At 64.4% G+C, this 25,835-nt stretch carries 25 protein-coding genes; 14 read left to right on the top strand and 11 right to left on the bottom strand.

Going from position 1 to position 25,835, the window contains the following annotated elements; translation table 11 throughout:
* Nucleotides 1–85 precede the first annotated feature (85 nt).
* Both GGC64_RS11005 and GGC64_RS11000 read left to right on the top strand, forming a co-directional pair.
* A complete protein-coding gene (locus GGC64_RS11005) occupies nucleotides 86–1,285 on the top strand; it encodes a cytochrome P450 (RefSeq protein ID WP_192723835.1) in 1,200 nt (399 codons plus the stop codon).
* Complete coding sequence (locus GGC64_RS11000; protein ID WP_192722560.1) at nucleotides 1,282–2,439, top strand: Zn-dependent alcohol dehydrogenase; 1,158 nt, start codon at nucleotides 1,282–1,284, stop codon at nucleotides 2,437–2,439. The genes GGC64_RS11005 and GGC64_RS11000 overlap by 4 nt, the downstream gene beginning before the upstream one ends.
* A gap of 138 nt (nucleotides 2,440–2,577) precedes the next feature.
* Here the strand turns inward: GGC64_RS11000 and GGC64_RS10995 are convergent, their stop codons facing one another.
* Nucleotides 2,578–3,642 (bottom strand): amidohydrolase family protein, encoded by a 1,065-nt coding sequence (locus GGC64_RS10995; RefSeq protein WP_192722559.1) that lies wholly within the window; start codon nucleotides 3,640–3,642, stop codon nucleotides 2,578–2,580.
* Nucleotides 3,643–3,677: 35 nt separating this feature from the next.
* Here GGC64_RS10995 and fadD1 point away from each other — a divergent pair, with 35 nt between their 5' ends.
* Complete coding sequence (gene fadD1 / locus GGC64_RS10990; RefSeq protein WP_192722558.1) at nucleotides 3,678–5,276, top strand: fatty-acid--CoA ligase FadD1; 1,599 nt, start codon at nucleotides 3,678–3,680, stop codon at nucleotides 5,274–5,276.
* Here the strand turns inward: fadD1 and GGC64_RS10985 are convergent.
* The 7 genes from GGC64_RS10985 to GGC64_RS10955 are packed head-to-tail and all read right to left on the bottom strand — an operon-like array spanning nucleotide 5,243 to nucleotide 11,011.
* Nucleotides 5,243–6,727, bottom strand: a complete 1,485-nt coding sequence (locus GGC64_RS10985) for an acyl-CoA synthetase (protein ID WP_192722557.1) — start codon at nucleotides 6,725–6,727, stop codon at nucleotides 5,243–5,245. The genes fadD1 and GGC64_RS10985 overlap by 34 nt on opposite strands.
* Nucleotides 6,728–6,734: 7 nt before the next feature.
* A complete protein-coding gene (locus GGC64_RS10980) occupies nucleotides 6,735–7,598 on the bottom strand; it encodes an enoyl-CoA hydratase/isomerase family protein (protein WP_192722556.1) in 864 nt (287 codons plus the stop codon).
* An 8-nt stretch (nucleotides 7,599–7,606) separates the two neighbouring features.
* Nucleotides 7,607–7,843: a biotin/lipoyl-containing protein gene (locus GGC64_RS10975; RefSeq protein WP_192722555.1), complete on the bottom strand. Its 237-nt coding sequence runs from the start codon at nucleotides 7,841–7,843 to the stop codon at nucleotides 7,607–7,609.
* Entirely contained in the window at nucleotides 7,836–8,834 is a 999-nt protein-coding gene (locus GGC64_RS10970; protein WP_192722554.1) for an alpha-ketoacid dehydrogenase subunit beta, read from the bottom strand. The genes GGC64_RS10975 and GGC64_RS10970 overlap by 8 nt, the downstream gene beginning before the upstream one ends.
* 11 nt (nucleotides 8,835–8,845) lie before the next feature.
* Nucleotides 8,846–9,826, bottom strand: a complete 981-nt coding sequence (locus tag GGC64_RS10965) for a thiamine pyrophosphate-dependent dehydrogenase E1 component subunit alpha (protein WP_192722553.1) — start codon at nucleotides 9,824–9,826, stop codon at nucleotides 8,846–8,848.
* Nucleotides 9,823–10,131, bottom strand: coding sequence for a DUF4286 family protein (locus tag GGC64_RS10960; RefSeq protein WP_192722552.1), 309 nt, complete (start codon nucleotides 10,129–10,131; stop codon nucleotides 9,823–9,825). Before GGC64_RS10960 ends, GGC64_RS10965 begins: the two co-directional genes overlap by 4 nt.
* Nucleotides 10,132–10,144: 13 nt before the next feature.
* Nucleotides 10,145–11,011 (bottom strand): mycofactocin-coupled SDR family oxidoreductase, encoded by an 867-nt coding sequence (locus GGC64_RS10955; RefSeq protein ID WP_192722551.1) that lies wholly within the window; start codon nucleotides 11,009–11,011, stop codon nucleotides 10,145–10,147.
* A 114-nt stretch (nucleotides 11,012–11,125) separates the two neighbouring features.
* Between GGC64_RS10955 and GGC64_RS10950 the strand changes: the two genes are divergently transcribed.
* Genes GGC64_RS10950 through GGC64_RS10935 form a run of 4 tightly spaced genes read left to right on the top strand, consistent with a single transcriptional unit; the run spans nucleotide 11,126 to nucleotide 15,406 of the window.
* Nucleotides 11,126–12,268, top strand: a complete 1,143-nt coding sequence (locus GGC64_RS10950; protein WP_192722550.1) for an acyl-CoA dehydrogenase family protein — start codon at nucleotides 11,126–11,128, stop codon at nucleotides 12,266–12,268.
* Nucleotides 12,265–13,329, top strand: coding sequence for an acyl-CoA dehydrogenase family protein (locus GGC64_RS10945; RefSeq protein WP_192722549.1), 1,065 nt, complete (start codon nucleotides 12,265–12,267; stop codon nucleotides 13,327–13,329). The genes GGC64_RS10950 and GGC64_RS10945 overlap by 4 nt, the downstream gene beginning before the upstream one ends.
* Entirely contained in the window at nucleotides 13,326–14,546 is a 1,221-nt protein-coding gene (locus GGC64_RS10940; RefSeq protein ID WP_192722548.1) for a CaiB/BaiF CoA-transferase family protein, read from the top strand. The genes GGC64_RS10945 and GGC64_RS10940 overlap by 4 nt, the downstream gene beginning before the upstream one ends.
* An 8-nt stretch (nucleotides 14,547–14,554) precedes the next feature.
* A complete protein-coding gene (locus tag GGC64_RS10935) occupies nucleotides 14,555–15,406 on the top strand; it encodes an enoyl-CoA hydratase-related protein (protein ID WP_192722547.1) in 852 nt (283 codons plus the stop codon).
* A gap of 50 nt (nucleotides 15,407–15,456) precedes the next feature.
* On the opposite strand, the gene GGC64_RS10930 is transcribed toward GGC64_RS10935, so the two are convergent.
* Nucleotides 15,457–17,148, bottom strand: a complete 1,692-nt coding sequence (locus GGC64_RS10930; RefSeq protein ID WP_192722546.1) for an FAD-binding protein — start codon at nucleotides 17,146–17,148, stop codon at nucleotides 15,457–15,459.
* Complete coding sequence (locus tag GGC64_RS10925) at nucleotides 17,145–18,494, bottom strand: aromatic ring-hydroxylating dioxygenase subunit alpha (RefSeq protein ID WP_192722545.1); 1,350 nt, start codon at nucleotides 18,492–18,494, stop codon at nucleotides 17,145–17,147. The genes GGC64_RS10930 and GGC64_RS10925 overlap by 4 nt, the downstream gene beginning before the upstream one ends.
* A gap of 53 nt (nucleotides 18,495–18,547) precedes the next feature.
* Here GGC64_RS10925 and GGC64_RS10920 point away from each other — a divergent pair, with 53 nt between their 5' ends.
* The 7 genes from GGC64_RS10920 (at nucleotide 18,548) to GGC64_RS10890 (ending at nucleotide 24,345) form a co-directional block, all read left to right on the top strand.
* The gene (locus GGC64_RS10920) at nucleotides 18,548–18,805 is read left to right on the top strand and encodes a DUF6457 domain-containing protein (protein ID WP_192722544.1); all 258 of its coding nucleotides are present in this window, start codon (nucleotides 18,548–18,550) and stop codon (nucleotides 18,803–18,805) included.
* Nucleotides 18,806–18,843: 38 nt separating this feature from the next.
* Entirely contained in the window at nucleotides 18,844–19,500 is a 657-nt protein-coding gene (locus GGC64_RS10915) for a TetR/AcrR family transcriptional regulator (protein ID WP_192722543.1), read from the top strand.
* 80 nt (nucleotides 19,501–19,580) lie between these two features.
* Nucleotides 19,581–20,009 (top strand): MmpS family transport accessory protein, encoded by a 429-nt coding sequence (locus tag GGC64_RS10910; RefSeq protein ID WP_192722542.1) that lies wholly within the window; start codon nucleotides 19,581–19,583, stop codon nucleotides 20,007–20,009.
* On the top strand, nucleotides 20,006–22,912 hold the full coding sequence (locus GGC64_RS10905) for an MMPL family RND transporter (protein WP_192722541.1): 2,907 nt from the start codon (nucleotides 20,006–20,008) through the stop codon (nucleotides 22,910–22,912). The genes GGC64_RS10910 and GGC64_RS10905 overlap by 4 nt, the downstream gene beginning before the upstream one ends.
* A gap of 7 nt (nucleotides 22,913–22,919) precedes the next feature.
* Nucleotides 22,920–23,258, top strand: a complete 339-nt coding sequence (locus tag GGC64_RS10900) for a DUF732 domain-containing protein (protein WP_192722540.1) — start codon at nucleotides 22,920–22,922, stop codon at nucleotides 23,256–23,258.
* 11 nt (nucleotides 23,259–23,269) lie between these two features.
* Nucleotides 23,270–23,710, top strand: a complete 441-nt coding sequence (locus GGC64_RS10895) for a DUF5078 domain-containing protein (RefSeq protein WP_192722539.1) — start codon at nucleotides 23,270–23,272, stop codon at nucleotides 23,708–23,710.
* Nucleotides 23,707–24,345, top strand: a complete 639-nt coding sequence (locus GGC64_RS10890) for a class I SAM-dependent methyltransferase (protein WP_192722538.1) — start codon at nucleotides 23,707–23,709, stop codon at nucleotides 24,343–24,345. Before GGC64_RS10895 ends, GGC64_RS10890 begins: the two co-directional genes overlap by 4 nt.
* Before the next feature lie 3 nt (nucleotides 24,346–24,348).
* Here the strand turns inward: GGC64_RS10890 and GGC64_RS10885 are convergent, their stop codons facing one another.
* The gene (locus GGC64_RS10885) at nucleotides 24,349–25,809 is read right to left on the bottom strand and encodes a hypothetical protein (protein WP_192722537.1); all 1,461 of its coding nucleotides are present in this window, start codon (nucleotides 25,807–25,809) and stop codon (nucleotides 24,349–24,351) included.
* Nucleotides 25,810–25,835 lie beyond the last annotated feature (26 nt).

Genomic DNA, 25,835 nt, shown 5'->3' with positions numbered 1-25,835 from the left:
CCTTCGGTTTCCTTGACCTAGAATACCTAAAATAGTAAAGATAGGGCGACACAGCCGCTAGATGCTGCTGCCCCGGGAGGCACTGGTGACGATCAGCACCGATTCGCAGAGCGCGCCAGATCTTGCGACCGATCCCTACGGATTCTTCAACCACATGCGCAATACGGCGCCGGTGTGGCGAGGCACGCTCATGGAGAGCGACCTGATGCCCGAAGAGCTCAAGAACCCCGAGAACTGGACCCTGTTTGACTTCGAGAGCGTATTCACCGCGTTCCGTGAGGACACGGTGTTCGCCTCGGAGATGTACAACCAGACCATCGGGCTCGTCTTCGGCCCGACGATTCTCGGCATGGCGGGCAAGCAGCACCACGACCATCGCAGCCTGGTCAGCAAGGCGTTCAAGCAGAGCGCACTGACGCAGTGGGAACCCGAGGTGATCGACCCGATCTGCGATCAACTGGTCGATGAGTTCCTCGACCAAGGCGAAGTCGATTTGGTCAAGGCCGTCACATTCGAGTTCCCGACCCGGGTGACCGCGGCGCTGCTGGGCCTGCCGCAGCAGGACTTGGAGATGTTCCGGCGGCTGTCGCTGCAACTGATCTCGATCACTGAGGACATCGAGGCTGGCCTCAACGCGTCGGTCGAACTCGGTACCTACTTCCAGGAACAGGTAGACCAGAGGCGCCGAAAACTCACCGACGACGTCATCGGCGACCTCGTCGGCGCGGAGATCGACGGCGAAAAGCTTACCGACGAAGCCATCATCTCGTTCCTGCGGTTGCTGTTGCCCGCAGGGCTTGAAACCACCTATCGGTCGTCGGGAAACCTGCTGCAGCTGCTACTGACCCACCCCGGCCAACTCGCGGCGGTACAGCAGGACCGCGACCTGATTCCGGCTGCGATCGAAGAGGGCATCCGGTATGAGACGCCGCTTGTTCTGGTGACCCGCAACACCACCCGCGATGTCGAGATGCACGGCATCACGATCCCGGAAGGTGCCCAGGTCAATCTGTGCATGGGTGCGGCCAACCGCGACGACAAGCGATGGGAAAACCCCGACGTGTTCGACATTCACCGGCCGCGGCGGGCACACATTTCGTTCGCGGGCGGCATTCACAGCTGCCTCGGCATGCATTTGGCCCGGGTGGAAACGAAGGCGATGCTGACGAGCCTGTTCGACCGGGTGACCGACCTGCAGCTCTTGGAGGACGACGACACCAACATCACCGGTATGCCGTTCCGCTCGCCGAAGCATCTGCCGGTGACATTCCGTCGTATCGCATGAAGAGTCGCGCCGCGATCCTGCACGATGTGGGCGGCCCGTGGTCGGTCGAGGAATTCGAGCTGGATCCCCCACGCGCCGGCGAAGTGCTGATCGAGATGGTGGCCGCCGGTTTGTGCCACTCCGATGAGCACATCCTCAACGGCGACATGTCCGCGAGCAACGAGGTGATGCAGTCGTTCGGCCTGCCCTCGATGTTCCCGATGATCGGCGGTCACGAAGGTTCGGCTGTCGTTGTCGACATCGGCGAGAGGGTGACGGAGTTCGCGCCGGGTGATCACGTGGTGACGTCGTTCGTCGCGGTGTGCGGCCGGTGCAGGTGGTGCAACTCGGGCATGGAATACATCTGCGACATGGGCGCGCAGGTGATGATTCCAGGCATGCCGACCGACGGCACGTTCCGCCATCACACCGCGGACGGCCGTCAGCTCGGCCATCTATCGAAGGTCGGCGCGTTCTCCAAACACACTGTGGTGTCGACGGATTCGATCGTCAAGATCGATCCGCACCTGCCGTTGCTCCCGATGGCCCTGCTGTCGTGCGGGGTTCCGACGGGATACGGTTCGGCAGAGAACCGCGCCGAGGTCCGGTCCGGCGACACCGTCGTCGTCGTGGGCGTGGGTGGCATCGGCACTGGAGCCATCCAGGGAGCACGCATCAACGGCGCCGCGCACATCGTCGCGGTCGATCCTGTTGAGTTCAAACAGAAGTCCGCATTGCGGTTCGGCGCTACTCATAGCGCAGGCAGCACCGATGAAGCGGCAGCGGTGGTTCGGGAGCTGAGCCATGGCGTGATGGCCGATGCCGTCATCGTCTCGCCCTCGCTGATTTCAGAGCAGGACGTGCAAGCGGCGCTGAGCCTTACGCGCAAGGGCGGCACGTGCGTGCTGACCGGGATGACCAAGCAGACGACCAGTTCCATCGCGATCAACCTGCAGGAGTTCATCCTGTGGAACAAGAGCCTCAAGGGCACCGTGTACGGCTCGTGCAATCCGCGGGTCGACGTCGCACGGTTCGCCCGGCTCTACGAAGCAGGCCAGTTGCAGCTCGACGAGATGATCACCAGACGCTATCGACTCGACGACATCAACGACGGTTACCGCGATCTGCTGAACGGCGAAATCATCCGCGGCGTCATCGATTTCAGCCTGGACTAGTTGACCATCACCCGTCCACCGTGTCGCGAGATTGCAGTTATCGCGAAATAGTGCGACTACGATGCACGATAACTGCAGTTTCGGCGAACGGCAGCCCACTGAGGGGCCTATTGAGGCCGAGTGGGCCGCTCGGCGACATCAGTTCAAGCTGTAGAAGCGTTTGGCGTTGGTGCCGCCGATCTTTTCCCGCGTCTGCTCGCTGATGTCAGGTCGCGACCGCAGATGCTTGGTGCTCTCCGGCCATTCGCCGTCCCAGTGCGGGTAGTCGCTGGCGAACATGATGAAGTCGTCACCGAGAACGTCGATGACGCCCGGCAGGATCGGCTCCTCCGGCTCGCAGGTGGTCCAGATGTTGCCCGCCTGAAGGTATTCCTGCGGATCGCGCTTCCACCCGTTCTCGATCCAGTCGCCGCGTTTTTCGAAGTGCTCGTGGAGGCGGTCGATGAAGAACGGCACCCAGCCGACACCGGCCTCCAGGAACGCGACGCGCAGCCTCGGATGCCGGTCGAAAACCCCGCCGGAGATCATCGCGGTCATCGCGGTCATCTGGTCGAACGGGAAGCTGACGCAGTGCACCTGAATGTAATTGGTGAAGCGGTCGACCCCGACCTTCGGTAGGTGCATGCCCGGTGCGCCGTGAACGCCCAGCGGCATGTCCATTTCCTCGGCGGCCGCGTAGAACCGGTCGAGATCGGGGTGATCGAGGTTGCGGGTCTTCAGTGCGGGCGGGATGTGGGTGGCAACCAGGCCGAGGTCCTTGGCCTCGCGCATGATCTCGACAGCCACCTCACCGTGCTCGATCGGGGTGACCGCGATGCCGCGCAACCGTCCGTTGGACTCGGCACAGTAGTCGGCGATCCACTGGTTGTAGAGCCGCGCGAATCCTGCTGCGAATTCGGGGTCTTCGAGACTCGGTGCGCACAGACCCAGGCTGGGATACAACACCATGGTGTCGATGTGATCGCGGTCGGCATCGCCGAGCACGCCCTGCGCCGACGAGTAGTCGATGCCGTCTGCGGTGGACAAGCCGTGCTCGCGCGGACAGCCGGCGCCGGGGCCGTCGGCTTCAGGGTAGTTGCGGCCCTCGATCATCAAGGCCTTGCCGTCTTGGCGTGGCGTGATGTGTTCGGGCCAGCGCTTCATCGCCTCGATGGCCAGCGATGGCCCCTCCGCGACATGCCCGTCGGCATCGATGATCCGCATATCCCACCTCACTGACTGTTTGCTAAAACTAACTGGTGCCGAGCGACACCATCCAGCAATTGCTTCGAGAACGTGCTGCGTCCGACGCGATTGCGGTGAAGTACAGCGACCGGCAGTGGACGTGGCGGGAGCACCTGAGCGAGGCGTCCGCACGGGCCGCTGCGCTGCTGGCGCTCGTCGACCGTGACAGGCCGGTCCACATCGGCGTGCTGCTCGGCAATACGCCCGAGTTCCTCCATCAGATGGCGGCCGCTGGCCTCGGTGGGTACGTGCTGTGCGGGCTCAACACCACCAGACGCGGAGCCGCGCTGGCCGCCGACATTCGCCGCTCCGACTGCCAGATAGTCGTGACGGATGCGGAGCATCGGGCGCTGCTGGACGGTGTCGACCTCGACGACGTCACGGTGTTGGACTCCTCCAGCGACGAGTGGGCGCGCTTGCTCGACGCCGCAGGCGAGTTGTCTCCGTACCGCGAGGTCGACGCGCTCGACCCCTACATGCTGATCTTCACCTCCGGCACCAGCGGTGATCCGAAGGCGGTGAAGGTGTCGCACTTCATGGTGCTGATGTCCGGGGCGAACCTGGTGCAGAGGTTCGACGTCACCGCCCACGACACGTGCTACCTGTCGATGCCGCTGTTTCATTCCAACGCGCTGGTTGCGGGTTGGGGGGTGGCGATCGCGACCGGTGCTGCGATGGCGCCCGCGAAGTTCAGCGCGTCGCAGTTCCTGTCCGACATCAGACGCTACGGCGCCACCTACATGAACTACGTCGGCAAGCCGCTGGCCTACATTCTGGCCACGCCCGAGCAGCCCGACGACGCCGACAATCCGCTGCGCGTCGCGTTCGGAAACGAGGCGAGCGACCGCGACATCGAAGAGTTCGGCCGCCGGTTCGGCACGCTGGTGTGGGACGGCTTCGGCTCCAGCGAGAACGCCGTGATCATCACCCGTGAGGAAGGCACCCCGAAAGGCTCGCTCGGCAAAGGCTTTCCGGGCGTCGCGATCTACAACCCGGACACCCTCACCGAATGCCCGGTCGCCCGCTTCGATGCGGATGGTGCGTTGATCAACGCCGACGAGGCGGTCGGTGAACTGGTCAACACGTCGGGCGCCGGGTTCTTCACCGGCTATTACAACAGCGAGGACGCGACGGCCGAACGCATGCGCGGCGGCATGTACTGGTCGGGCGATCTGGCGTATCGCGACGCCGACGGCTGGATTTACCTGGCCGGCCGCACCGCTGACTGGATGCGCGTCGACGGCGAAAACCTCGCGGCCGCCCCGATCGAACGGATCCTGATACGGCTGGCCGACATCAGCCGAGTGGCCGTGTATGCGGTGCCCGATGAGAACGTCGGCGACCAGATCATGGCCGCGCTGGTGCTGCACGACGGATCTTCCTTGACGCCTGAGGGTTTCGAAGCGTTCCTGGCCGAGCAGCCGGACCTGTCTCCGAAGGGGTGGCCGCGGTACGTGCGCATCACCGCCGATCTGCCGACCACCGCGACGCACAAGGTGCTCAAGCGTGAGCTTGCCGCGCAAGGCCCGACCGCCGGTGATGGCGAACTGTGGGTGCGCGAACCACGAGGCACGCGGTATCAGAGAATCCGTGACGATCGCCCTACCCAATAGCGCTCCCTGATTCGCCGCTTGTAGAGTTTGCCGTTCGGGTCACGCGGCAGATCGGGGTCGAATTCGACTGTGCGAGGGCATTTGTACGACGCGAGGTGTGCCTTGCAGTACGCGATCAGTTCGGCCTCCAGTTCGGGACCGGCCACCACACCTGCGGCCGGTTGCACGACGGCCTTGACCTCTTCGCCGAACTCCTCGTTGGGCACCCCGAACACCGCCGCGTCGACCAGCTTCGGATGCATCACCAGAAGGTTCTCCGCCTCCTGCGGGTAGATGTTGACCCCGCCCGAGACGATCATGAACGTCGACCGGTCGGTCAGATACAGGTAGCCGTCCTCGTCGACATATCCCATGTCCCCGAGCGACCGCCAACCCTGTTCATTGGACACCGACGCCGTCTTCTCCGGATCCTTGAAGTACTCGAACGCCGGTCCGCCCTCGAAGTACAACTCCCCCGATTCGCCGACGGCGCATTCCGATCCGTCCTCGCCGACGACGTGCACCGCGGTGAAGGGTTTGCCGACCGAACCCGGGTGCGCCAGCCACTCCTGCGGATCGATCGTGGTGCCGGCGAATCCCTCTGTGCCGCCGTAGTACTCGTGGATGATGGGGCCGAACCACTTCATCATCCGGTGTTTGACGTCCACTGGGCACGGCGCCGCCGCATGGATCACGCACTGCAGGCTCGACACGTCATAGGACTCACGGACCTTGTCGGGGAGCTTCAGCATCCGCACGAACATGGTGGGTACGAACTGGGCATGGGTGACCCGGTGGGTTTCGATCAGCCGCAGCACCGCCTCGGCGTCGAACCGCGGCATGATGAGCGCCCCCGCGCCGACGCGGTGCACCGCCATCGTGTAGTTGACCCCAGCGGCGTGATACAGCGGCGCAGGCGACAGGTACACACTGGACGGGCTCATGCCGTAACGGTGAATCAGCGTGTACTCCAGCACCTTTTGCGCCCATGACCCGTTGCCGTCCTCCGGCAGTGGCCTTCGCACGGCCTTCGGCCGGCCGGTGGTGCCCGACGAATACAGCATCTCCGAACCGTCCGATATGGGCGGCGGGTCGCCCGCGGTGGCGAGGGCATCCTCGTATGAGCTGACCCTGCCGCCGACGCTGACGCGTATCTCCCCGTCTGCCTCGGTGAACACCGCCTTGGCCTCGGAGTCCTCGATCACATACGCCACCTCGTCGGGCGTGAAGTGGGTGTTGATCGCGCTGTAGTACAGCCCGGAAAGCTGGCACGCCCAGGTGATTTCGAGGAACTCCGGCCGGTTCGGCAGCACCAGCGCGACCCCGTCGCCGCGCCGCAGCCCCGCGTCGTGGAGCATGGCCGCGACCCGCTGACTCCTCGCGTACAGGTCGCCGTATGAAACTGTCGGACCATCCGCGACGATCAGCGCCACCGACTGCGGGGCGCTGATCGCGTGGTCGGCAATGTGCACGACGCGCCTAGGTCGCCTTGCCGTCGGTGGATGCCGCCGCCTGGCGCTTGGCCATTTCGGACGGCAGGATCTTGTCGGCGAACACCCGCTGGATCAACTCCTGGACGTCCCTGCTGACTGAGGCGAGCGCAACGAGGTCGTTGGAACTCTGCCAGTGCACCCGCATGCCCATCATCTCCCACGCCCGCTTGATGTTTGCCTTGGTGGCCAGCAGTGTGGTCAGTGGCGCCTGCGCGATGTGACGGGCGATCGACTCCACCCGCGCGTCCAGATCTTCACGCTTGACCACCTCGTTGATGAGGCCGTACTCGAGTGCCTTTTTCGCGTCGACGGTTTCGGCGGTATAGAGGTAATAGGATGCGCGCCGCCAGTTCATGAAAACCCATGGCTCGATCGAACATTCGCCCGACGGCATGCCGAAGCCCTGAAGGGGCGGATACGAGAAGTAGGCATCCTCTGAAGCGATCACGATGTCGGTGACCAGACCGTAGTGAGTGCCACCGCCCACGCAGTAGCCGTGGATTTGTGAGATGGTCGGCTTCGAGAACTCCCACAGGTTGAGGATCGGTTTGACGAACAAGTCGGTCTGCGGCTTCCACGGCATACCCGTCGCCTTGAAGCCCTCGACGAACTCTGGGTAGTCCACGGCGTTGTTGCCGATCGCGTGTCCCGAGCAGAACCCTGGCCCGTTGGCCTTCATCACGAGAACCTTGATGTCGTAGTCGCGGTCGGCGTCCCGCAAAGCGTCGTCGATCTCCTCGACCTGTTTCTGGTCCTGAGCGTTGGCCTTCTCCGGCCAGTTCAGTGTGATCGTCGCTATCGGACCGTTCTTTTCGAAGATGATCCGTTCGCGGGTCTCGTTGAGATCCATTCCCTCTCCTATGACTTGATGACGCCGATTTCGACGCCGATGTCGTACACGTTGCCGACTTCGCCGGTCCATTGGACGGTGCCCGATGCACCGGCCTCGATTTCCTGCTCCACCTTCTCCGTTGCGATCACGTAGATCGGTGCGCCTTCTTCGACGTGCTGGCCGTCGGCGACGAGGAATTCGATGAGTTCCGCTTCCGACACAGCGACCGAGACGCGCGGAATGCGAATGATGAAGTCAGCCACGAACTCTCGCCTCTTGGAGGGTGCGCTGCGCGGCCGCGACGATGCGGGCAGGCGACGGGTAGAGCTGCGCCTCGAGCGCGGCGGCGGCAGGCGTCGGAACGAATCGCGCCGCCACTCTTTCGATCGGCGCGGCGAGCTCACTGAAGCACTCCGACTGCAGGGTCGCTACGATTTCGGCTCCTGGGCCTGCGAATTGGACGGCGTCATGTGCGACGACCGCGCGCCGCGTGCGGCGCACCGACTCGACCATCGTCTCGACATCGAGCGGCACCAGCGTGCGCAGGTCCACTACTTCGGCGCTGACCCCTTCTTCTTCCAACACCTTCGCGGCCGCCAGCGAATCGAGCACGCTGCGCCCGTAGCTGATGATCGTGACGTCGGAACCGCGCCGCTTGACGTCGGCCTGCCCGAGCGGAATCGAGAACCCGGGATCGGTTGGCACCATGCCCTTTTGGCCCTGCAAGCGGATGGTCTCGACGAACAGGCAGGGGTCTTCGTCGAAGATCGCCGACGTCAGCAGCCCCTTACCGTCGCGCGGCGTCGACGGCACGATCACCTTCATCCCGGGAATGTGCATGAACCACGCCTCGAGGCTCTGCGAGTGCGTCGCACCGGTGGCCAACCCGCCGTACACCTGGGTCCGGACGGTGAGCGGCGCCGTCGTCCTGCCCGCGGTCATGAACCGCAGCTTGGCGGCGTTGTTGATCAGTTGATCCGCGGCGATGCCGATGAAGTCCATGATCATGATCTCGGCGACGGGACGCAGGCCGTCGATCGCGGCGCCGACCGCCGCACCGAGAATCGCGGCCTCGGAAATCGGGGTGTCCAGGACCCGGTCGTGCCCGTATTTCGTCGAAAGACCCGCAGTCGGACCGGATGCGCCGGGGTCGGCGATGTCCTCGCCGAGCAGAAACACCCGCTCGTCGGCCGCCAACGCCGCATCGAGCGCGAAGTTCAGCGCCTCGCGCATCGTCATTTCCTTCTCGTCCATGCGCGTCGTCCTCACACCGGGTAGGAGATCGGGGTCGCGTACACGTCTCGATCCAGCTCGTCGATCGAAGGGGCATCGGCGGCCATGACGGTCTTCAGCGCCATCTCGACCTTGGTGAGTGCGCCCTCGTCGATCCGGCTCAGCTCCTCGTCGGTGCAGACGCCGTCGTCGATCAGCAGCCTGCGGAAGCGCGGCACCGGGTCAGCTGCCATCGCCGCCTCCAGTTGCTCCTTCGGGATATACGGCGTCCGGTCACCGAAATAGTGGCCACGGAAGCGGAACGTCACGCATTCGATGAAGGTGGGGCCCGCGCCGCGGCGGGCCCGGCTCAGCGCTTCGTCCAGTACTGTCGCGACGGCAAGCGGGTCGTTACCGTCGACGCGGACACCCGGCATGCCGTAGCCGGCCGCCCTATCCGCGACTCTTTCGAGCTTCATCGTGTCGGTGGTCGGCGTCATCTCGGCGTACTGGTTGTTCTGGCAGACGAAGACGACCGGCAGGTCCCACAGCGCGGCCATGTTCGCCGCCTCGTGAAAGGAGCCGGTGTTGGTGGCTCCGTCGCCGAAGCTGACCACGGTGACCCGGTCGAGCCCCTTTCGCTTGGCCGCCATGGCCAGCCCGACGCCCACCGGCGGTCCGGCCCCGACGATTCCTGTCGAGAGCATCACGGCTTTGTCGGGGTTCGCGATGTGCATGGTGCCGCCCTTACCGCGGCTCGCGCCGACGACGCGGCCCATCATCTCGCCGTAAATCTCTTCCAGCGGAACGCCTTTGCCAATCAGGTCGTGTAGCCCGCGATACGTCGTCACCAACTGGTCGTCGTCACGCAGCGACACACCCATCGCCGCGGCAACGGCCTCCTGGCCGCGCGACGGCCAGTACACGCACATGAATTCGCCGGTGCCGATGCCCTTGGAGAGTCGATCGTCGGCGGCCTTCATCAACACCATCAACGCGTAGATGCGCCGCTGGACGTCTGCGGGGTAGGTCATGGGCCAAGCGATCCGATCTCGCGGTAGACGTGCGGGATCGGCTTGGGGTCCATCGCGATGTTGTCGAGGCCGGTCAGGTTGACCTCGCCCATCCGCTTCGCGGCCGCATCCAGGTCGTCACAGTCAAGCTCATAGATCGCGATGAACGGCCCGTCGCCGCTTGTCGGCGCGAACCGGCGGGCCGACACGATCCCGTCCACCGACAGGATCTGCTCCAAATGCGTGTCGTTGTACCACTTGTGGTACTCGGCTTCCCGGTCCGGCGAGGCCGGCATCGTCTCTACGTAGATGATTCCCCTTGGCATACCTGCGCCTTTCCTACGGCCCGGACCACGGCTTGATCTTCAGGAAGCCGCCCGCGTCGACGCGCAGCTGTTGGCCGGTGACGTACCGGGCGGCGTCGCTGGCCAAGAACAGCACCGCCTCGCTGATGTCCTCGGGCTCGACGTACGGAATCGGGAAACCCTGGATCATCGGGAAGACGACCTCGGCCTCCTCGCGGGTCGGGTTCTGCAGATCCGGCCGGAATGCCTTGTACATCGGCGGGCTGTGCAACATGTCGGTGTTGCAGTTGGTCGGGTGAATCGCGTTCACCCGGATCTGCTCGGGCGCCAGCGTCCGGGCTAGGTCGTTGACATAGTGTGCGACAACCTGTTTCGCGAACGCATAGCCCGCACCGCCCGGGCCGCCGTCCATCCCCGCGGTGTTGACGGCCGTCGCCATGAACGCGGCAACGGACCCCGTCGCGATGATCGACGCACCCGCGTGGAGGTGCTTGATGCTGGCATGGATGAGGTTCATGACGCCGAGCAGGTCGACGTCGACCGCGTCGACGAACGCCTGCGGCGGAAGCCCTGCCGTCATCGGGCAGATGCCGGCATTGGCCACCACGATGTCGAGCTGACCGAACTCGGCAACGCCGCGATCGATCGCCGCCGCCAATGCGGCGCGGTCGCGAACGTCGGCGATCTCGGTGTGTGCGCGCTGGCCTTCCTTCTCGACCAGCCGAGCGGTCTCGTCCAGGTCCTCCGGCCGTGCCAGCGGATACTCGTTGGTCTCGATGTCTTCGCAGATGTCCACGGCGATGATGTCGGCGCCCTCGGCGGCCAGCAATCGAGCGTGCGATCGCCCCTGGCCGCGAGCGGCTCCGCTGATCAGGGCTACTTTCCCCGCTACTCGGCCCACGACCGAACCTCCCTGAAGTGACCATTCCGGAGACTTATATGGCGACCCCAACTGTAACGTGTTGCAGTAGCTATACTACCTAAAATTATAAAGAAACGATCCCGACAGGACACCGTGGACTTTTCTTACCCGCCGGAGGTCGAACAGTTCCGCAAGGAGCTGCGCGCGTGGTTGGCCGCGAACCTGACCGACGAGGTGGTGGCCGCCGGTCGTCGGCGTGGCCGTGATCCGGACACCTTCGAAACCCTGCGCGCATGGGACGCCACGCTGGCCGACGCGGGCTGGGGCGCGGTGTCGTGGCCGCAGGAATACGGCGGCCGCGGTGCAGGCGTGCTCGAACAACTCGCCTACGCCGAGGAAACCATTCACGCGCGAGCGCCGGTGCCGCTCAATGTGATCGGGATGAACAACATCGCCCCGGCGATCATGCAGTACGGCACGGATGCACAGAAACGCGAGCTGCTCCCCCGCATGGTGCGCGCCGACGACATCTGGTGTCAGGGCATGTCCGAACCCGAAGCCGGCTCCGACCTCGCCTCGCTGCGCACCCGGGCGCTGCGCGACGGCGACCACTTCGTGGTCAACGGCCAGAAGATCTGGACGTCGCTGGGCCACCGTGCCGACTGGTGTCAGCTTTATGTGCGCACCGACCCCGAAGTGCCCAAGCACAAGGGCATCTCGTGTCTGATCGTCGACATGACCCTGCCCGGGATCGAGGTGCGGCCGTTGGTCACGATCAACGGCGCCAGCGACTTCGCGGAGATCTTCTTCACCGACGTCCGGGTTCGCACCGACGCGTTGCTCGGCCCACTGAACGCGGGATGGCAGGTCGCCACCACCACGCTGAGCCACGAGCGAGCGGGCGCGGCTCGGCTCTATGCCCAGCTGGAGATGCAGCTGCAGGACCTGGTGGCCGACCTCACCGACGCCGGCCTGATGGAGGACGGTGTGACCCTGCGCCGGCTCGGGGAGGTGGCGGTGCGGATCAAGTACCTGGAAGTGCTGTGTCAGCGGTCGATCTCGGCGACGCTGCACGGCGGTGACGCACTGGGGTCGGCGAGTCTGGCCAAAAGCGTGTGGGCAGAGATCGGCCAGGAGCTCGCCGCGCTGGCCTTTGACGTGCTCGGCCCGCTCGGCGGTCCGCGGCGGTGGACGGAGTATCGGTTGACGTCGCGCTCACTGACCATCGCCGGCGGCACCACACAGATCAACAAGAGCGTCACCGCGACGAGGGTGCTAGGGCTGCCGCGGAAGTGAACCTCGAACTCACCGACGAACAGCTGGCGCTGCGCGACACCGTGCGCAGCTACCTGGCCGAAAAGGCAAGCCTGCCAACTCATGTGCGACCGATGCTCGATGACCCCAGGGGCACCACCGATGAGGTGTGGCACGGGTTGGCGGCCATCGGCGCCACCGGTGTGCTGGTGCCCCAGGAGTTCGGCGGCGCGGGTATGACGATGCTCGAGGCGGGCGTCGTCGCAGAGGAACTCGGCGCCGCGCTGTACCCGGGACCGTGGATGTCGAGTGCGGTGGCCGCGACACGCGCACTGACACGGTGTGGGGCAGACGCCGGCACGATCTTGACTGGTATCGCCGATGGTTCCCTCATTGCGACCGTGGGGCCCCTCGACGGGGAGTTGCCCGCGGTCGCAAACGGAGTACTGCGCGGAGAGATCACTGCGCTGCCAGACGCGGCGGCCGCCGACGTCATCCTGGTGTTCGCCGTGGATAGCGACAGAATCGGACTCTATGCCGTTGACGCCCAGTCCGTCGATGTGACCGAGCGGGAGCACGTTGATTCGACGCGCAAACAATTCGACGTTCGGTTCACCGGGGTCGACGCGCAGTGGCTGGGGTCGGCAGATGATATCGACGGGCACACAGACGATGTCCTGATCGCCTATGCGGCCGACGCCCTGGGCGCCGCCACCGGGGTGATGAATCTCGCCATCGAATACGCAAAGGTGCGGCGGCAGTTCGATCAGCCGATCGGCAGCTTCCAGGCGGTCCAACACATGTGTGTCGACATGTACGAGACTGTCGAACTCGCACGCAGCGGCGTGCTGCACGCGTTGTGGGCGGCCGACGCCGCGCAGGCCGCCGAACGCCACCTGGCGGCAGTGCGTGCCAAGGCATTCGCCGGGCGACTGGCCACCGTCGCTGACACCGCGATTCAGATCTTCGGTGGCATCGGCTACACGTGGGAGCACGACGCGCACCTCTATCTGAAACGGCTGCTGGGCTGGAGCGCATTCGCCGGCGGCTCGGATAGATATCTGCAAGAAGTGGGCAGAGCTGTCGGAAAGGTGAAGCAATGACGGGAGTGCTGAGCGGAGTGCGTGTCGTCGAACTGGCGTCATGGACATATGTGCCGTCCGCCGGTGCGGCGCTTGCCGATTGGGGCGCCGACGTCATCAAAGTGGAAGACGTCAAGGGTGGCGACCCCGGCAGGGCACTGGTGATTGGCGGCTTCACTCGCCAGAACGCGCGCGCCGACGTCGACTTCATCCTCGAGATCGGCAATCGGGGCAAGCGCAGCATCGGCATCGACATCAAGACCGAAACCGGTCGCGAATATCTCGGCCGCCTGCTGGCCACCGCGGATGTGTTTCTGACCAACTGGCTGCCGGGCCCCCTGGAGCGTGCGCGGCTCACCGTTGAGGACCTTCGCTCGTTCAATCCGAACCTGATCATCGCGCGCGGCACCGGCACCGGTGTGCGCGGTCCCGATGCGAACAAGGGTGGATTCGACGCCGCTACGTATCTGTCCCGCGGCGGGGTGTCCTACACCATGACTCCGTTCGGCACCGAGACCCCGGCTGTGCAGGGCCCGGGATTCGGCGACCTGCAGGGCGGCATCACGCTCGCGGGCGGCGTCTGCGCGGCGCTGTTCCATCGAGAACGGACCGGTGAGCCCTCCGTCGTCGACTCGTCGCTGCTGGCTCAGGCGATGTGGTCGATCGCGCCGTCGATCTCGGTGGCCGACCTGTTCGGCATCGACGGTATACCCGGTGCCCCACCGGGGTTGGCGATCAACCCGCTCGTCAATCGCTACAAAACCAAAGACAACCGGTGGCTTCAGTTGGTCTTCCTGCAACCCGATCGGTATTGGGCGGGGTTCTGCGAGCGGATCGGCCTGCCGGAGCTCGCCACCGACGAACGCTTCGTGCCGTCGAGCAATCTGATCGCCAACGCCGCGCAGGCGTGTGCACTGGTCGGGGAGGCGATCGCGAGCCAGGACCTCGAACACTGGCGCACGGCCCTCGCTGACGAGCCCGGGGTATGGGCGCCGCTCGCGACGCCGAAGGAGACGTTGAACGATCCTCAGGTCGCACCGAACGGGCTCACCATCCCGAATGTCGACGACAAGGGTGTCGAGTACCAGATCGTCGCGGCTCCAGTGCAATTCAACGAAACTCCCCCGGGTCCGGCGCGTGCACCCGAACATGGACAGCACACCGAGGAGATCCTGTTGGAGCTCGATCTCGACTGGGATGACATCTCGGCGGCCAAGGACAGCGGCGCGATTCTCTAGGAGGCCCCATGACGAAGCGCGTGCTCGAATCGGTCATCTATGAACGGGAGCCGCCGATAGCGCGGATCATCCTCAACCGGCCCGACCGGGCCAACACCAAGGACGCCAAACTGGTCGAGGAGGTCGACGCCTGCCTGCACGAGGCCGACCGCGACAAGGACATCAAGGTCGTCATCCTCAAGGCCAACGGCAAAGGCTTCTGCGGCGGGCATGTGGCGCGGTGGGGTCCCGACGAAAATCCGTACCCGGATTTCGGCGACACCTTCGAGGATTTGTACAAGGGCACCGCCGACCTGTTTTTGTGGCCGACCTTGTATCTGTGGGAGTTTCCAAAGATCACGATCTCGGCGATCCACGGGTACTGCATGGGAGGCGGCATCTACCTTGGGCTGCTGACGGATTTCAGTGTCGCGTCGGAGGATGCGTATTTCCAGATGCCGCTGGCGCAAAGCCTCGGCGAGCCCGGCGGGCACACGATGATCGAGCCGTGGTTGATGATGAACTGGCATCGCACCATGGACTGGTTGCTGTTGGCGCCAACGCTTTCCGCGCAGGAGGCGCTGGAATGGGGGCTGCTCAACAAGGTGGTTGCGCGTGAAGACCTCGAGGACACCGTCGAGGAGATGGCCCGCAAGATCGGGCAGATCCCGATGACCACGCTGATGGCCGTGAAGAACAACGTGAAGCGGGCGTGGGAATTGATGGGGATGCGGGTCCACCTTCAGGTCAGCCACATCCTGACCAATATGGTCGGCGCGGCTTCTGATGTGCAGGAGCGAAGGCGAGCGCTCATCGAGTCCGGCTTGAAGCCAAGGGATTTCGTCGATCAGGGTGACACTGCCTCCGGCGGGCAGACGTAAAAGTCCCCATTTCTTCGGCGTGTCGGGGCTTTTTGCGTCTGCTCGCGCGGCTACTTGCCCTGCTCGCCGCCCAAAGCCCCACCGGCCGCGTGACGGGCGGCGACGTAGCCGAACACCATGGTGTTGGCGATGCTGCCACCCGCGCCGAGGTAGGTGCGGCCCATCACCGTCGCGGTGATGTTGCCGGTTGCGTAGAGGCCGTCGATTACTTGGTCGTTCTCGTTGAGCACCTGTGCGTATTCGTTCGTTATCACTCCCCCGCAGGTGCCGACGTCGGCGGGGAACACCCGTGTGGCGTAGTACGGGGCACGATCGATCGGCCCCAATGCGGCATTGGGTTTGTGGCCCGGATCGCCGAGGCAGATGTTGTACGCCGACTGGCCGCGCCCGAAGTCCGGGTCGAGGCCCTTGGCGGCGAACTCGTTGAAACGCTTGACCGTCTGCTCCAATGTGTCGGCAGGAAGATCGATCTGGCGTGCCAGGTCGGCGATCGAGTCAGACCGCATGATGGCGCCCGTCTCGATCACCTCCTCCGGCAGTCGCCGCTTCTGGAACGGGTTCGCACCGGAGACGTAGCGACGCACATAACCCTCGTCGAAGATCTGCCAGCACGGCACGGCCTTGTTGGCGTACATGGCCTTGCCGACCTCGACATAGGAATTGGACTCGTTGCAGAACCGCTTGCCATTCCCGTCGACATAGATCGCCCCCGGTCGTTGCCGGGCCTGACCGACGACGCGTGCACGGGGATCGGCGACGAAAACCGATGGGAGCCACCAGGCCTCATCCAGTAAGTCGGTCTTCGCTCCGAGTTGCATCGCGGTCCGCAGCACTTCCCCGGTGTCGCCGGGGTTGGCAAGCGACCATTTCGCTTCGTTGGGCTGATCGCCGCTGTACCGACGGCGCATTTCCGCGTTGCGGCTGAAGCCTCCCGCTGCGAGCAGGACCCCTTTGCGCGCTTCGATATTCAGCGAGGCGCCATCGCGAGTGACCCTGGCGCCGACGACACGGCCGTCCTCGACGATCAGATCATCCATCGCGGTGTTCGTCCAGACCGGCGGCTGGCCACCGGCGAGGCCCATCAGCACCTCGAGCATCTGCCCGATGACCGAGGCCCCGTTGGTGAGGACCTTGCGGCGACGAAGCCGGGCGGCTTGGGTACGCAGCAACACCTTCAGGGCCAACGCGAATGCTCGCGGCGAGCGGTTGAAGTATCCGACGACCACCAGTTCGCTGGTCTTCACCACGAAGCCGCGGTTCCAATTCTTGTCCATCGTCTGAAGCTTCTCGCTCCAGTCCCCCAGTGCGGCCGCGTCGTACGGGATCCCCTCGATGGATCGTCCGGCCGCGTTGCCGCCCTTGTGATTCGGGTAGTAGTCGCTGTAGCCCGGGCATCGGACCAGGCGAACACCCTTGCGGGTGAGGAAGTCGATCATCTCGTTGCCGGCGGTCAGAAACATCTCGCGGCGCGCAACCGACGACGCTTCACCGATATCGCCGACGACGTCGTCGAAGTACGCCAATCCGTCTTCGTGAGAATCGGGGACGCCCTCCGCCTGCATCAGCGGGTTGTTCGGCAGCCACAGCATGCCGCCGGACATCCCCGTCGCGCCGCCGATGAGGGCTTGCTTCTCGACGATGAGCGGTTCGATTCCGGAGTCCAGTGCGGCGAGCGCGGCAGCCATGCCCCCGCCGCCGCTTCCCGCGATGAGAAGGTCGACGGACTTGTCCCACTTCGTCATGCTTGGACTCTTTCGGACAGCTCGAGGTCGGCGACAGGGACGTCGATCGTGGTGTTCGTTTTCTGAATCGCTCCGACCAGCCGCTCGTACGGCACACCTGCCAGAAAGCCGTCGATCACGCGCTCGAAGTTCGAGATCAGCCCTTCGACTTGCGTTGACAACCGCATGAAGTCGAACCCCTTGGCGTGCAAGCCTTTCTGTTGCCTAGGCAGATTGGAGAAGTCCTGAGCCGGGATGGTCGGCCAACTCGGGTCGTCGGGTGCCAGCGGTTCGGGCGGCGTGGGCCTACCGGGTGAGCGGTCGCCGGGATAGCGGGTGAGCGACCAGATTTCGAAAAGCGTCTGTTCTGGCCCGAGCGGTCGGATTCGATACGAAGATGCGCTGCTGTACTGCGGCAGCAGAAAGTAGTGCGGGAAGCAGAAGCCGATCGGGTCGATAACGCCGCGGCGGTCCAGATCGTTCAGGTCCGGGAAATCGCAGTCGCGGGCGCGGTGCCATTTCGTCACCGCGTCGTTCACCGCACCACGCCACGCGGCCATCGCCTCCGCCGGATCGTCGGGCAGCGACATGTGTTGCAGCCCTTCGGCGATGCGGACGTCATTCTCGTGCGTCATGCCGCCCATACCCGAGCCGAGGGTGCGCATGAAGTGCAGGCTCATCTCGATGAGGGGATGCACGGATGACGTGTCCGGGCTGTGCGACGAGGGCAGCAGTTGCGGGTGTGTCTGCGGGACGTGGTAGCCCTCCATGAAGGCCTCGGCCGCCAGTTTCCAATTGACGGGCAGCAGGCAGGATTTCCACCACTCGGTGCGCAGTGCGCCCACCTTCCATTCGTCGTGCCTGGACGCGAACGGCTCGAGGCACTCGCGCAACGGCGGCGCGGTGTCGTCGAGATTGATCCAGGCGCAACCACCCCACAGCTCAACCCGGACGGGAACGAGGCTCAGATCCTCGGCGTCGAGGTTCTTCTCGTCGAAGATCTCGGGGCGCAACACAAACGTGTTGGCGCCGTCGAGGCCCCAGCACCACCCGTGAAACGGGCAGACGAAGCTGCGGCGAGACCCGCAGCCTTCGACGATCTTCATCCCGCGATGGCGACATGAGTTGTAGAAGGCGCGGACGTTGTCGTCGTCCACCCGCACGACGATCACCGACTGGTCGAGGATCTCGTACTCGACGAAGTCGCCGCGTGCCGGAATTTCCTCGAGGCGGCAGGCCATCTGCCACACCCGCGGCCAAAACAGTTCGGCCTCGAGCGCGTAGAACTCTTCGTCGTAGTAGCGCTGCTTGGGTATCCGGTCCACAGCCTGGACTGCCCACGGAACGGGAAGTGGTGTCCAGTTCACAAGTTCGTATCTTAGCAAAAATAGCTAGTTCGAAAGAGGAGTAGGCAGACAACATGGACAACTGGATCGACGAGCTTGCCCGCAGCCTCGGTGAGGCACCACTGACGTCCGCCGAGATGACCCGCCTGCTTGACGCCGCCGGCGACGTCGCACACCGCGTCGAACGCACGATGACCCCGCTCTCGACGTTTGTGATCGGCTGCGCGGTCGGCCGAACGCTCGCAGGCGGGGTGCCACGCGCGGCGGCACTCGACGACGCGCTCGGACGGCTCGAGTCGCTACTGCCGCCCGCCGCGCCCGAAAACCCGTAGCGGTTGTTGGGCGGTCGCCCAACCGTTAGTCTGCCTTCATGATCAGGCGCCCCGCTGACAAGCGGCCACGAGTTGGCCGTGAGGCGACGCGCGAGGCACTGATCGAGGCAACTGCCCAAATCATGCTCGAAGAGGGCTATGCAGCAGCGACATCACGACGGGTCGCCGCCAAGGCAGGCGTCAAGCCGGCATTGGTGCACTACTACTTCCCAAGCATGGACGACCTGTTCGTCGCGGTGCTGCGCGACAAAGCAGAGAGCAATCTGGAACATCAGCGCGAGGCGATCGCCGAGGTGCGACCGCTGCACGCGCTGTGGCTGCTGAACAGCGCGACCGACGCCCAGTTGTTCACCGAGTTCTTGGCGATGGCCAACCATCGCAAGGCCATCCGAAGCGAGATCTCGGCCTACGCAATGCGCTTCCGCGACCTTGAAGAGGGAGTCGTGACGCTGGCCATGAAAGCCCGTGGCATCGACCTCGAGCAGTTCCCGCCGGTGGTCATGTCGATGATCATGGGCGGGCTGTCCCGCATGGTGATCCACGAGCAGGGTCTCGGCATTACGCGCGGTCACGACCAGGCCCTTGCATTCATCGAGCGCTGCCTCGACCAGTTCGAAATGCCCGCATGGGGGCAGCAGATCAGTGACCCGGCCCGCGCCGCCGACCAGGAGGTGACCAGCAACACAACCACTTGAGGTAATGGTTTCGCGATGAGAAGTTATACCGGCTAAGTTATAGCCTCGACTGCCTTTGAGACACGGGAGCGAATCGTCTGATGTTGCGTTTTGCCAAGCGCATTTGGGTGCTGTTGGTGATCCTGCTCGTAGTGGTCATCGCAGTGTTCGTGGTAGACCGCTTCCGCGGGTTCTTCGGACAAACGGTGCTGACGAAGCCGGGCGCCGGCCTGGTCAATGACCCCGAGCCCTTCAACCCCAAAGTCGTGAAGTACGAGATCTTCGGCGACGGGGCGACAGCCACCATCAACTATCTGGACCTCGACGCGCAGCCTCAGAAGGCGGTCAACACCGCGATTCCGTGGCAGTTGACGCTGACCACGACGGCGCCCGCCGCTAGCCCGAACATCGTCGCCCAGAGCGACGGCAACTCCATCACCTGCCGCATCACCGTCGACGGCGTGGTCAAGGACGAGAGGACCACCGACGGCGTGAACGCCCAGACCTTTTGCTTGGTGAAGTCCGCGTGAGCAACACACATGTCGGGGCGCACCCGATCATCCCCCGGTTCATCCGGCTGTTCTCCGTGCCGATCTTCCTGGGCTGGATCGCGCTGGTTGTGATCGTCAACGTCATCGCCCCTCAGCTCGAAGTAGTCGGTGAGGCGCACTCGGTGTCGCTGGCTCCGAACGACGCCCCATCGATGCAGGCGATGCAACGCATCGGTAAGACGTTCCAGGAATTCGACTCCAACAGCTCGGCCATGGTCGTCCTCGAGGGCGACCAGCCGCTCAGCGACGCCGCGCACAAGTACTACGACGGGCTGGTCGACAAGCTCGAGGCCGACAAGAAGCACGTCGAGCACATTCAGGACTTCTGGGGCGATCCGCTGACCGCCTCCGGTGCGCAGAGCGCCGACGGCAAGTCCGCCTACGTGCAGGTCTATCTGGCGGGCAACCAGGGCGAGAGCCTGGCCAACGAGTCAGTGCAAGCGGTCCGCGACCTCGTGGCCAGTACCCCGGCGCCACCTGGACTCAAGGCCTACGTGACCGGGCCGGCCCCGCTGACCTACGACCAGCACCATGCTGGCGACAAGAGCCTGAAGCTGATCACCGCCATCACGATCGGCGTCATCTTCATCATGCTGCTGTTCGTCTATCGGTCAATCGTCACGGTGCTGATCGTGCTGGCGATGATGTTCATCGAGCTGGCGGCCGCGCGCGGAATCGTTGCTGCGCTTGGCTTTTACGACCTGATCGGATTGTCGACGTTCGCGGTCAACCTGCTCACCACATTGGCGATCGCGGCGAGCACGGACTACGCGATCTTCTTGTTGGGGCGCTATCACGAAGCGCGTGAAAGCGGTGAGGATCGCGGAACCGCGTTCTACACCATGTATCACGGCACCGCTCACGTCATTCTGGGTTCGGGTTTGACGATCGCGGGCGCGACGTTCTGCCTGCACTTCACCCGATTGCCCTACTTTCAATCGTTAGGGATTCCCCTGGCGATCGGCATGCTGGTGGCGGTCGCGGCCGCGCTGACGATGGCGCCCGCGCTCTTGACCATCTGCAGCCGGTTCGGCCTGCTCGACCCCAAGCGGGCGATGAAGACCCGTGGCTGGCGCAGGATGGGTACCGCCGTAGTGCGTTGGCCGGGGCCGATTCTCGCTGCATCGGTGGCACTGGCGCTGGTCGGCTTGCTGGCGCTGCCGTCCTACAAGCCGAGCTACAACGACCGGATCTTCCTGCCTCCAGACATCCCCGCCAATGTCGGATATGCGGCGGCGGACCGGCATTTCCCGCAGGCCCGGATGAACCCGGAGATGCTGCTGGTCGAAACCGATCATGACGTGCGCAACTCCGCGGACATGTTGGTGATCGACCGAATTGCCAAGGGCATCTTCCACATTCCTGGCGTCGGCAGGGTGCAGTCCATTACCCGGCCTGAGGGCACCCCGATCGAGCACACGTCGATCCCGTTCCTGATCAGCATGCAGGGCACCACCCAGCAGATGAACCAGGACTACATGGACAAAGTCATGGCCAACATGCTCAAGCAGGCCAACGACATGCAGACCTCGATCGACACGATGCAGCGAATGCAGAGCATCACCGTGCAGATGGCGGCGACCACGCACAGCATGGTCGAAAAGATGAAGGGCATGACGGTCGACATCGAGGAACTGCGCGACCACATCGCGGATTTCGACGATTTCTTCCGGCCGCTGCGAAACTACTTCTACTGGGAACCGCACTGTTTCGACATCCCCGTCTGCTGGTCGATCAGATCGATCTTCGACACGCTTGACGGCATCGACACGATGACCGATGACATCAAGAACCTGCTCCCCGACATGGAGCGGCTGGACACCCTGATGCCGCAGATGGTCGCGCTGATGCCGTCGATGATCGAGACGATGCAGAGCATGAAGAACATCTCGCTGACGATGTATCAGAGCCAGAAGAGTCAGCAGGACCAGATGAAGGCGATGCAGGAGAACCAGGGCGCCATGGGCCAGGCGTTCGATGCATCGAAGAACGACGATTCGTTCTACCTGCCGCCCGAGGTGTTCAACAACGCGGACTTCAAACGCGGCATGAAGATGTTCGTCTCGCCGGACGGAAAGTCCGTGCGGTTCATCATTTCTCACGAAGCGGACCCCGCCACCCCAGAGGGCATCAAGCTGATCCCGCAGATCAAGAACGCGGCGTTCGAGGCCATCAAGGGCACGCCGCTGGAGGGCTCGAAGATCTACCTGGGCGGCACCGCATCCACCTACAAGGACATGCAGGAAGGTTCGAACTGGGACCTGCTGATCGCCGGAATATCCTCGCTCTGCTTGATTTTCATCATCATGCTGTTGCTCACCCGGGCGGTGATCGCGTCTGCGGTCATCGTGGGCACGGTGCTGTTGTCGCTGGGCACATCCTTCGGCTTGTCCGTGCTGATCTGGGAGCACATCATCGGTATTCCGCTGCACTGGATGGTGCTGGCGATGTCGGTGATCATCCTGCTGGCGGTGGGATCCGACTACAACCTGTTGTTGGTGTCCCGATTCAAAGAGGAGATACACGCCGGCATCAAGACCGGCATCATCCGCTCCATGGCGGGCACCGGCGCAGTGGTCACGTCGGCCGGCCTGGTGTTCGCGTTCACGATGATGTCGATGGTGGTCAGCGATCTGATCGTGGTCGGTCAGGTCGGCACCACGATCGGACTCGGCCTGCTCTTCGACACGCTGGTGATCCGCTCGTTCATGACGCCGTCGATCGCGGCGCTGATGGGCCGCTGGTTCTGGTGGCCGCAGAACGTGCGAACCCGGCCAAAGCCGGTGCCGTGGCCGAAGCCGGCCCGGCATTCGGACGACACCCCAGTCAGCGTCGGCAGTGGCGGTACTGCTGATGAAAACCCAACGGGCCCAATCAGATAGGTGTGTGATGAAGGGATTCAGACTCGCTTCGGTTGCCGTGGCGGCGATAGCACCTGCGTTGGTCTTCGCCGCGCCGGCGCACGCTGATCCGGACACGGATTTCGCCAACGAACTCCACACGTACGGCATCTATGGCGGCAAGGACTACAACGCGTGGATCGGCAAGATCACCTGTAAGCGGCTGTACAACGGGCTCGACCAGGATGCCGACAAGTCGGCGAAGTTCGTCTTCCTTCAACTGCCGAAAGGCAGTACAACGGAACAGGCATGGCAGTTCCTCGGGGCATCGCTTCGTTACTACTGTCCCGATAAGCTGCCAGTACTCGACGCGGCCGCCCACCAGTGAGGAGTCAGATGATGTGGATCAAGGCGAGTGTCGCGGCGGCTGTGGTGAGCGTGGCGGCGATGGCACTTCCGGCGGTCGCGGCGGCCGATGCCAGTGACGACTACCCGATCCCGAACCGGATCCTGAAGACCACCTGCACCGTCGATCAGTACATGGCCGCCGTGCGCGACGTCGAACCCGTCTACTACGAGCGCTACATGACCGACTACAAGAACCGGCCCGTCGACGTCCAAGACGCCGCCCGCGACCGCATCTACTGGTTCTTCTCCCTGGACTACGCCGGCCGCCGGCAGTACTCGGAGGACACCGCAACCAACGTCTACTACGAGCAGATGGCCACCCACTGGGGCAACTGGGCCAAGCTGTTCTTCAACAACAAGGGCGTCGCCGCACACGGCACCGACATCTGCATGAACTACCCGCCGACCGACCCCACGGTCTGGACCTGGTGACGTCGGTGCCGCGCCGGACTCTCAACGACGCGGTAACGCAGTTCTGGAGCATCGCCGCGCCGCTCTACGATCTGCCGTTCCTTCAGCAGTGGGTATATCGCCCGGCGCAAGACGAGGTGATCGCTGCCCTCGAGGACAGCGGCGCCCGCCGGGTGGCCGACATCGCATGTGGCACAGGCATTCTCGCGGCCCGTATCGCCGCCGAACTGCATCCCGACGAGGTCTACGGGGTCGACATGTCCGACGGCATGCTGGCTCAGGCGAAGGCTCGCTCGTCACATGTGCAGTGGCGTAAGGGGCCTGCCGAGCATCTGCCTTTCGAGGACGGTTCGCTGGACGCCGTCGTGACGACATCGGCGTTTCATTTCTTCGACCAACCCGCCGCGCTGCGTGATTTCCACCGCGTGCTCGCACCGGGCGGTCTGGCCGCAGTGGCAACCTTGAGCCCGCGGCAGGTGCTGCCCTTGCATCGGCTGTCCGCCAACCGGCTCAACCCCTCGCACAACCCATCGCCCACTGAGATGCGAAGGCTGTTCGAGGATGCGGGCTTTGCGATCAGCGATCAACACCGTGTCCGCCGGCCCGCGTGGACGCAGGTGCTTTCGGACTTGATCACCATCGGCGTCAAGCCTTAGAGGTCAGGGCAGCCCGCTGAACAGCGGGCTCAACACCTGCTGAATCGGATCCGCCGGCGGCGGCTCTGCACCCTCGGCCGGTGGAGGTGGCGACGCGATCGGTGCGGGTGCCGCAGGTGGCGGGGCGACAGGAGCGGGCGCTGCGGCAGGCGGAGGAACCGGCGCAGCCAGCGGCGCAACCGGAGCGGCCGCAGGAACAGCGTGGGGCACAACGGTAACCACCGGTTCGGGAACAGGGACCGCGACCGGTTCGGGCGCTACCGATGCAACCGGCTCTGCCGGTGGTGGCAGCGGTTCCAGCGGCGGTGGCGGCGGTGGTGCGGGCGGAGGTTCGGCGGCCATCGGTTGAAGCTCTGGCACGGGCTGCGGCGGAACCGTGTGAATGCTCACCGAGGTGACCGATGCACCCTCCGGGGCCGGGTCGGCGGCCTGTGCGGAGGAGTTCTCGACGTTGAGCGCCGAACCGGCGGCGAGCGACAAAGCCGCGCCGAAAACCGCGACCGCCGCGGCACCGATGGTCAGCTTCTTCGCATGCGCCAGCAGCCATGGCCGTTGCCGCGTCGACGAACCAGCCTTCGGCTGTTTTCGCGGCTTCGCGATCTCCTGTGTGACGGCCGTGTCGATGGCCGTCGCGGCTAACTGCGTTGTCGCAGGCGCAGCGGCGGCTGTCTTCTTCGTCAGCGACACCCGCCACGTCGGCTCGACAGTCTGCGGCGGGGCCGTTTCGCCCTGGCTGACCGTCGCCAGTGCCGCACCGCGGGCAAGCGCGATCTGCGTTTCGACCGAGTCGGTCACGGCTATCGGCAGGGCGTCGGCGATCGGTTGGGTCACTTCATCCAGATCGCTATGCGCCCCGATGAGATACAGACTTTCCGGTAGCCAGCCGTCCTTGCGGAACACGGTCCTCAGCCATTCGACAAGGTCCTCGGGGGACTCGCGGGTATCGGTGACGGCGGTGCGCACCGTGCCCGCTCCGGTGGCCACGATCATGACCGTGGCCAGATGAGGCTCGAGGATGCACAGCCCGGTCTTGGCGTGCTCACTTTGCTGCCCGACCTCGATCCCCCACGCCTGCGCGGCTTTGCTCAGCGAGATCGAGTGCACATTGTCAAACCCCAAGTCCACCAACGATTTCAGCAGAGTCACGGCGTCGGCCTCGACGTCGTCGGTCCATGTGACGTGGACGGTGTCGACCTTGTGACCGCTGGCCGTCGCGATCGTCTGCGCGCCACGGGCGGCCGCGATGTGCGGCGACGTGTCCCCTTCGGCGCCACCGTCGGCGGACTGAAAGTCGAACGCGTCGTTGTCGAGAACGGCGGCATCGGGACCTTGTCCGTCGAGAAGCACCCACCCAACGCTGGTGGATGTCATCGACAGCCCCAACACCGCTTGCACGTAATGCCTCACTCTCGTCGCGTAACCGACGTCGCCGTTACGGGTCAGGCGCTCACCCGAAGCGAGCATAGTTTGCTCGCTCCTGCGCGTCATCT

It is taken from the genome of Mycobacterium sp. OAS707, assembly GCF_014873705.1.
Taxonomy (GTDB): Bacteria; Actinomycetota; Actinomycetes; order Mycobacteriales; family Mycobacteriaceae; genus Mycobacterium.
This window is presented reverse-complemented; position numbering and strand designations above follow the sequence as displayed.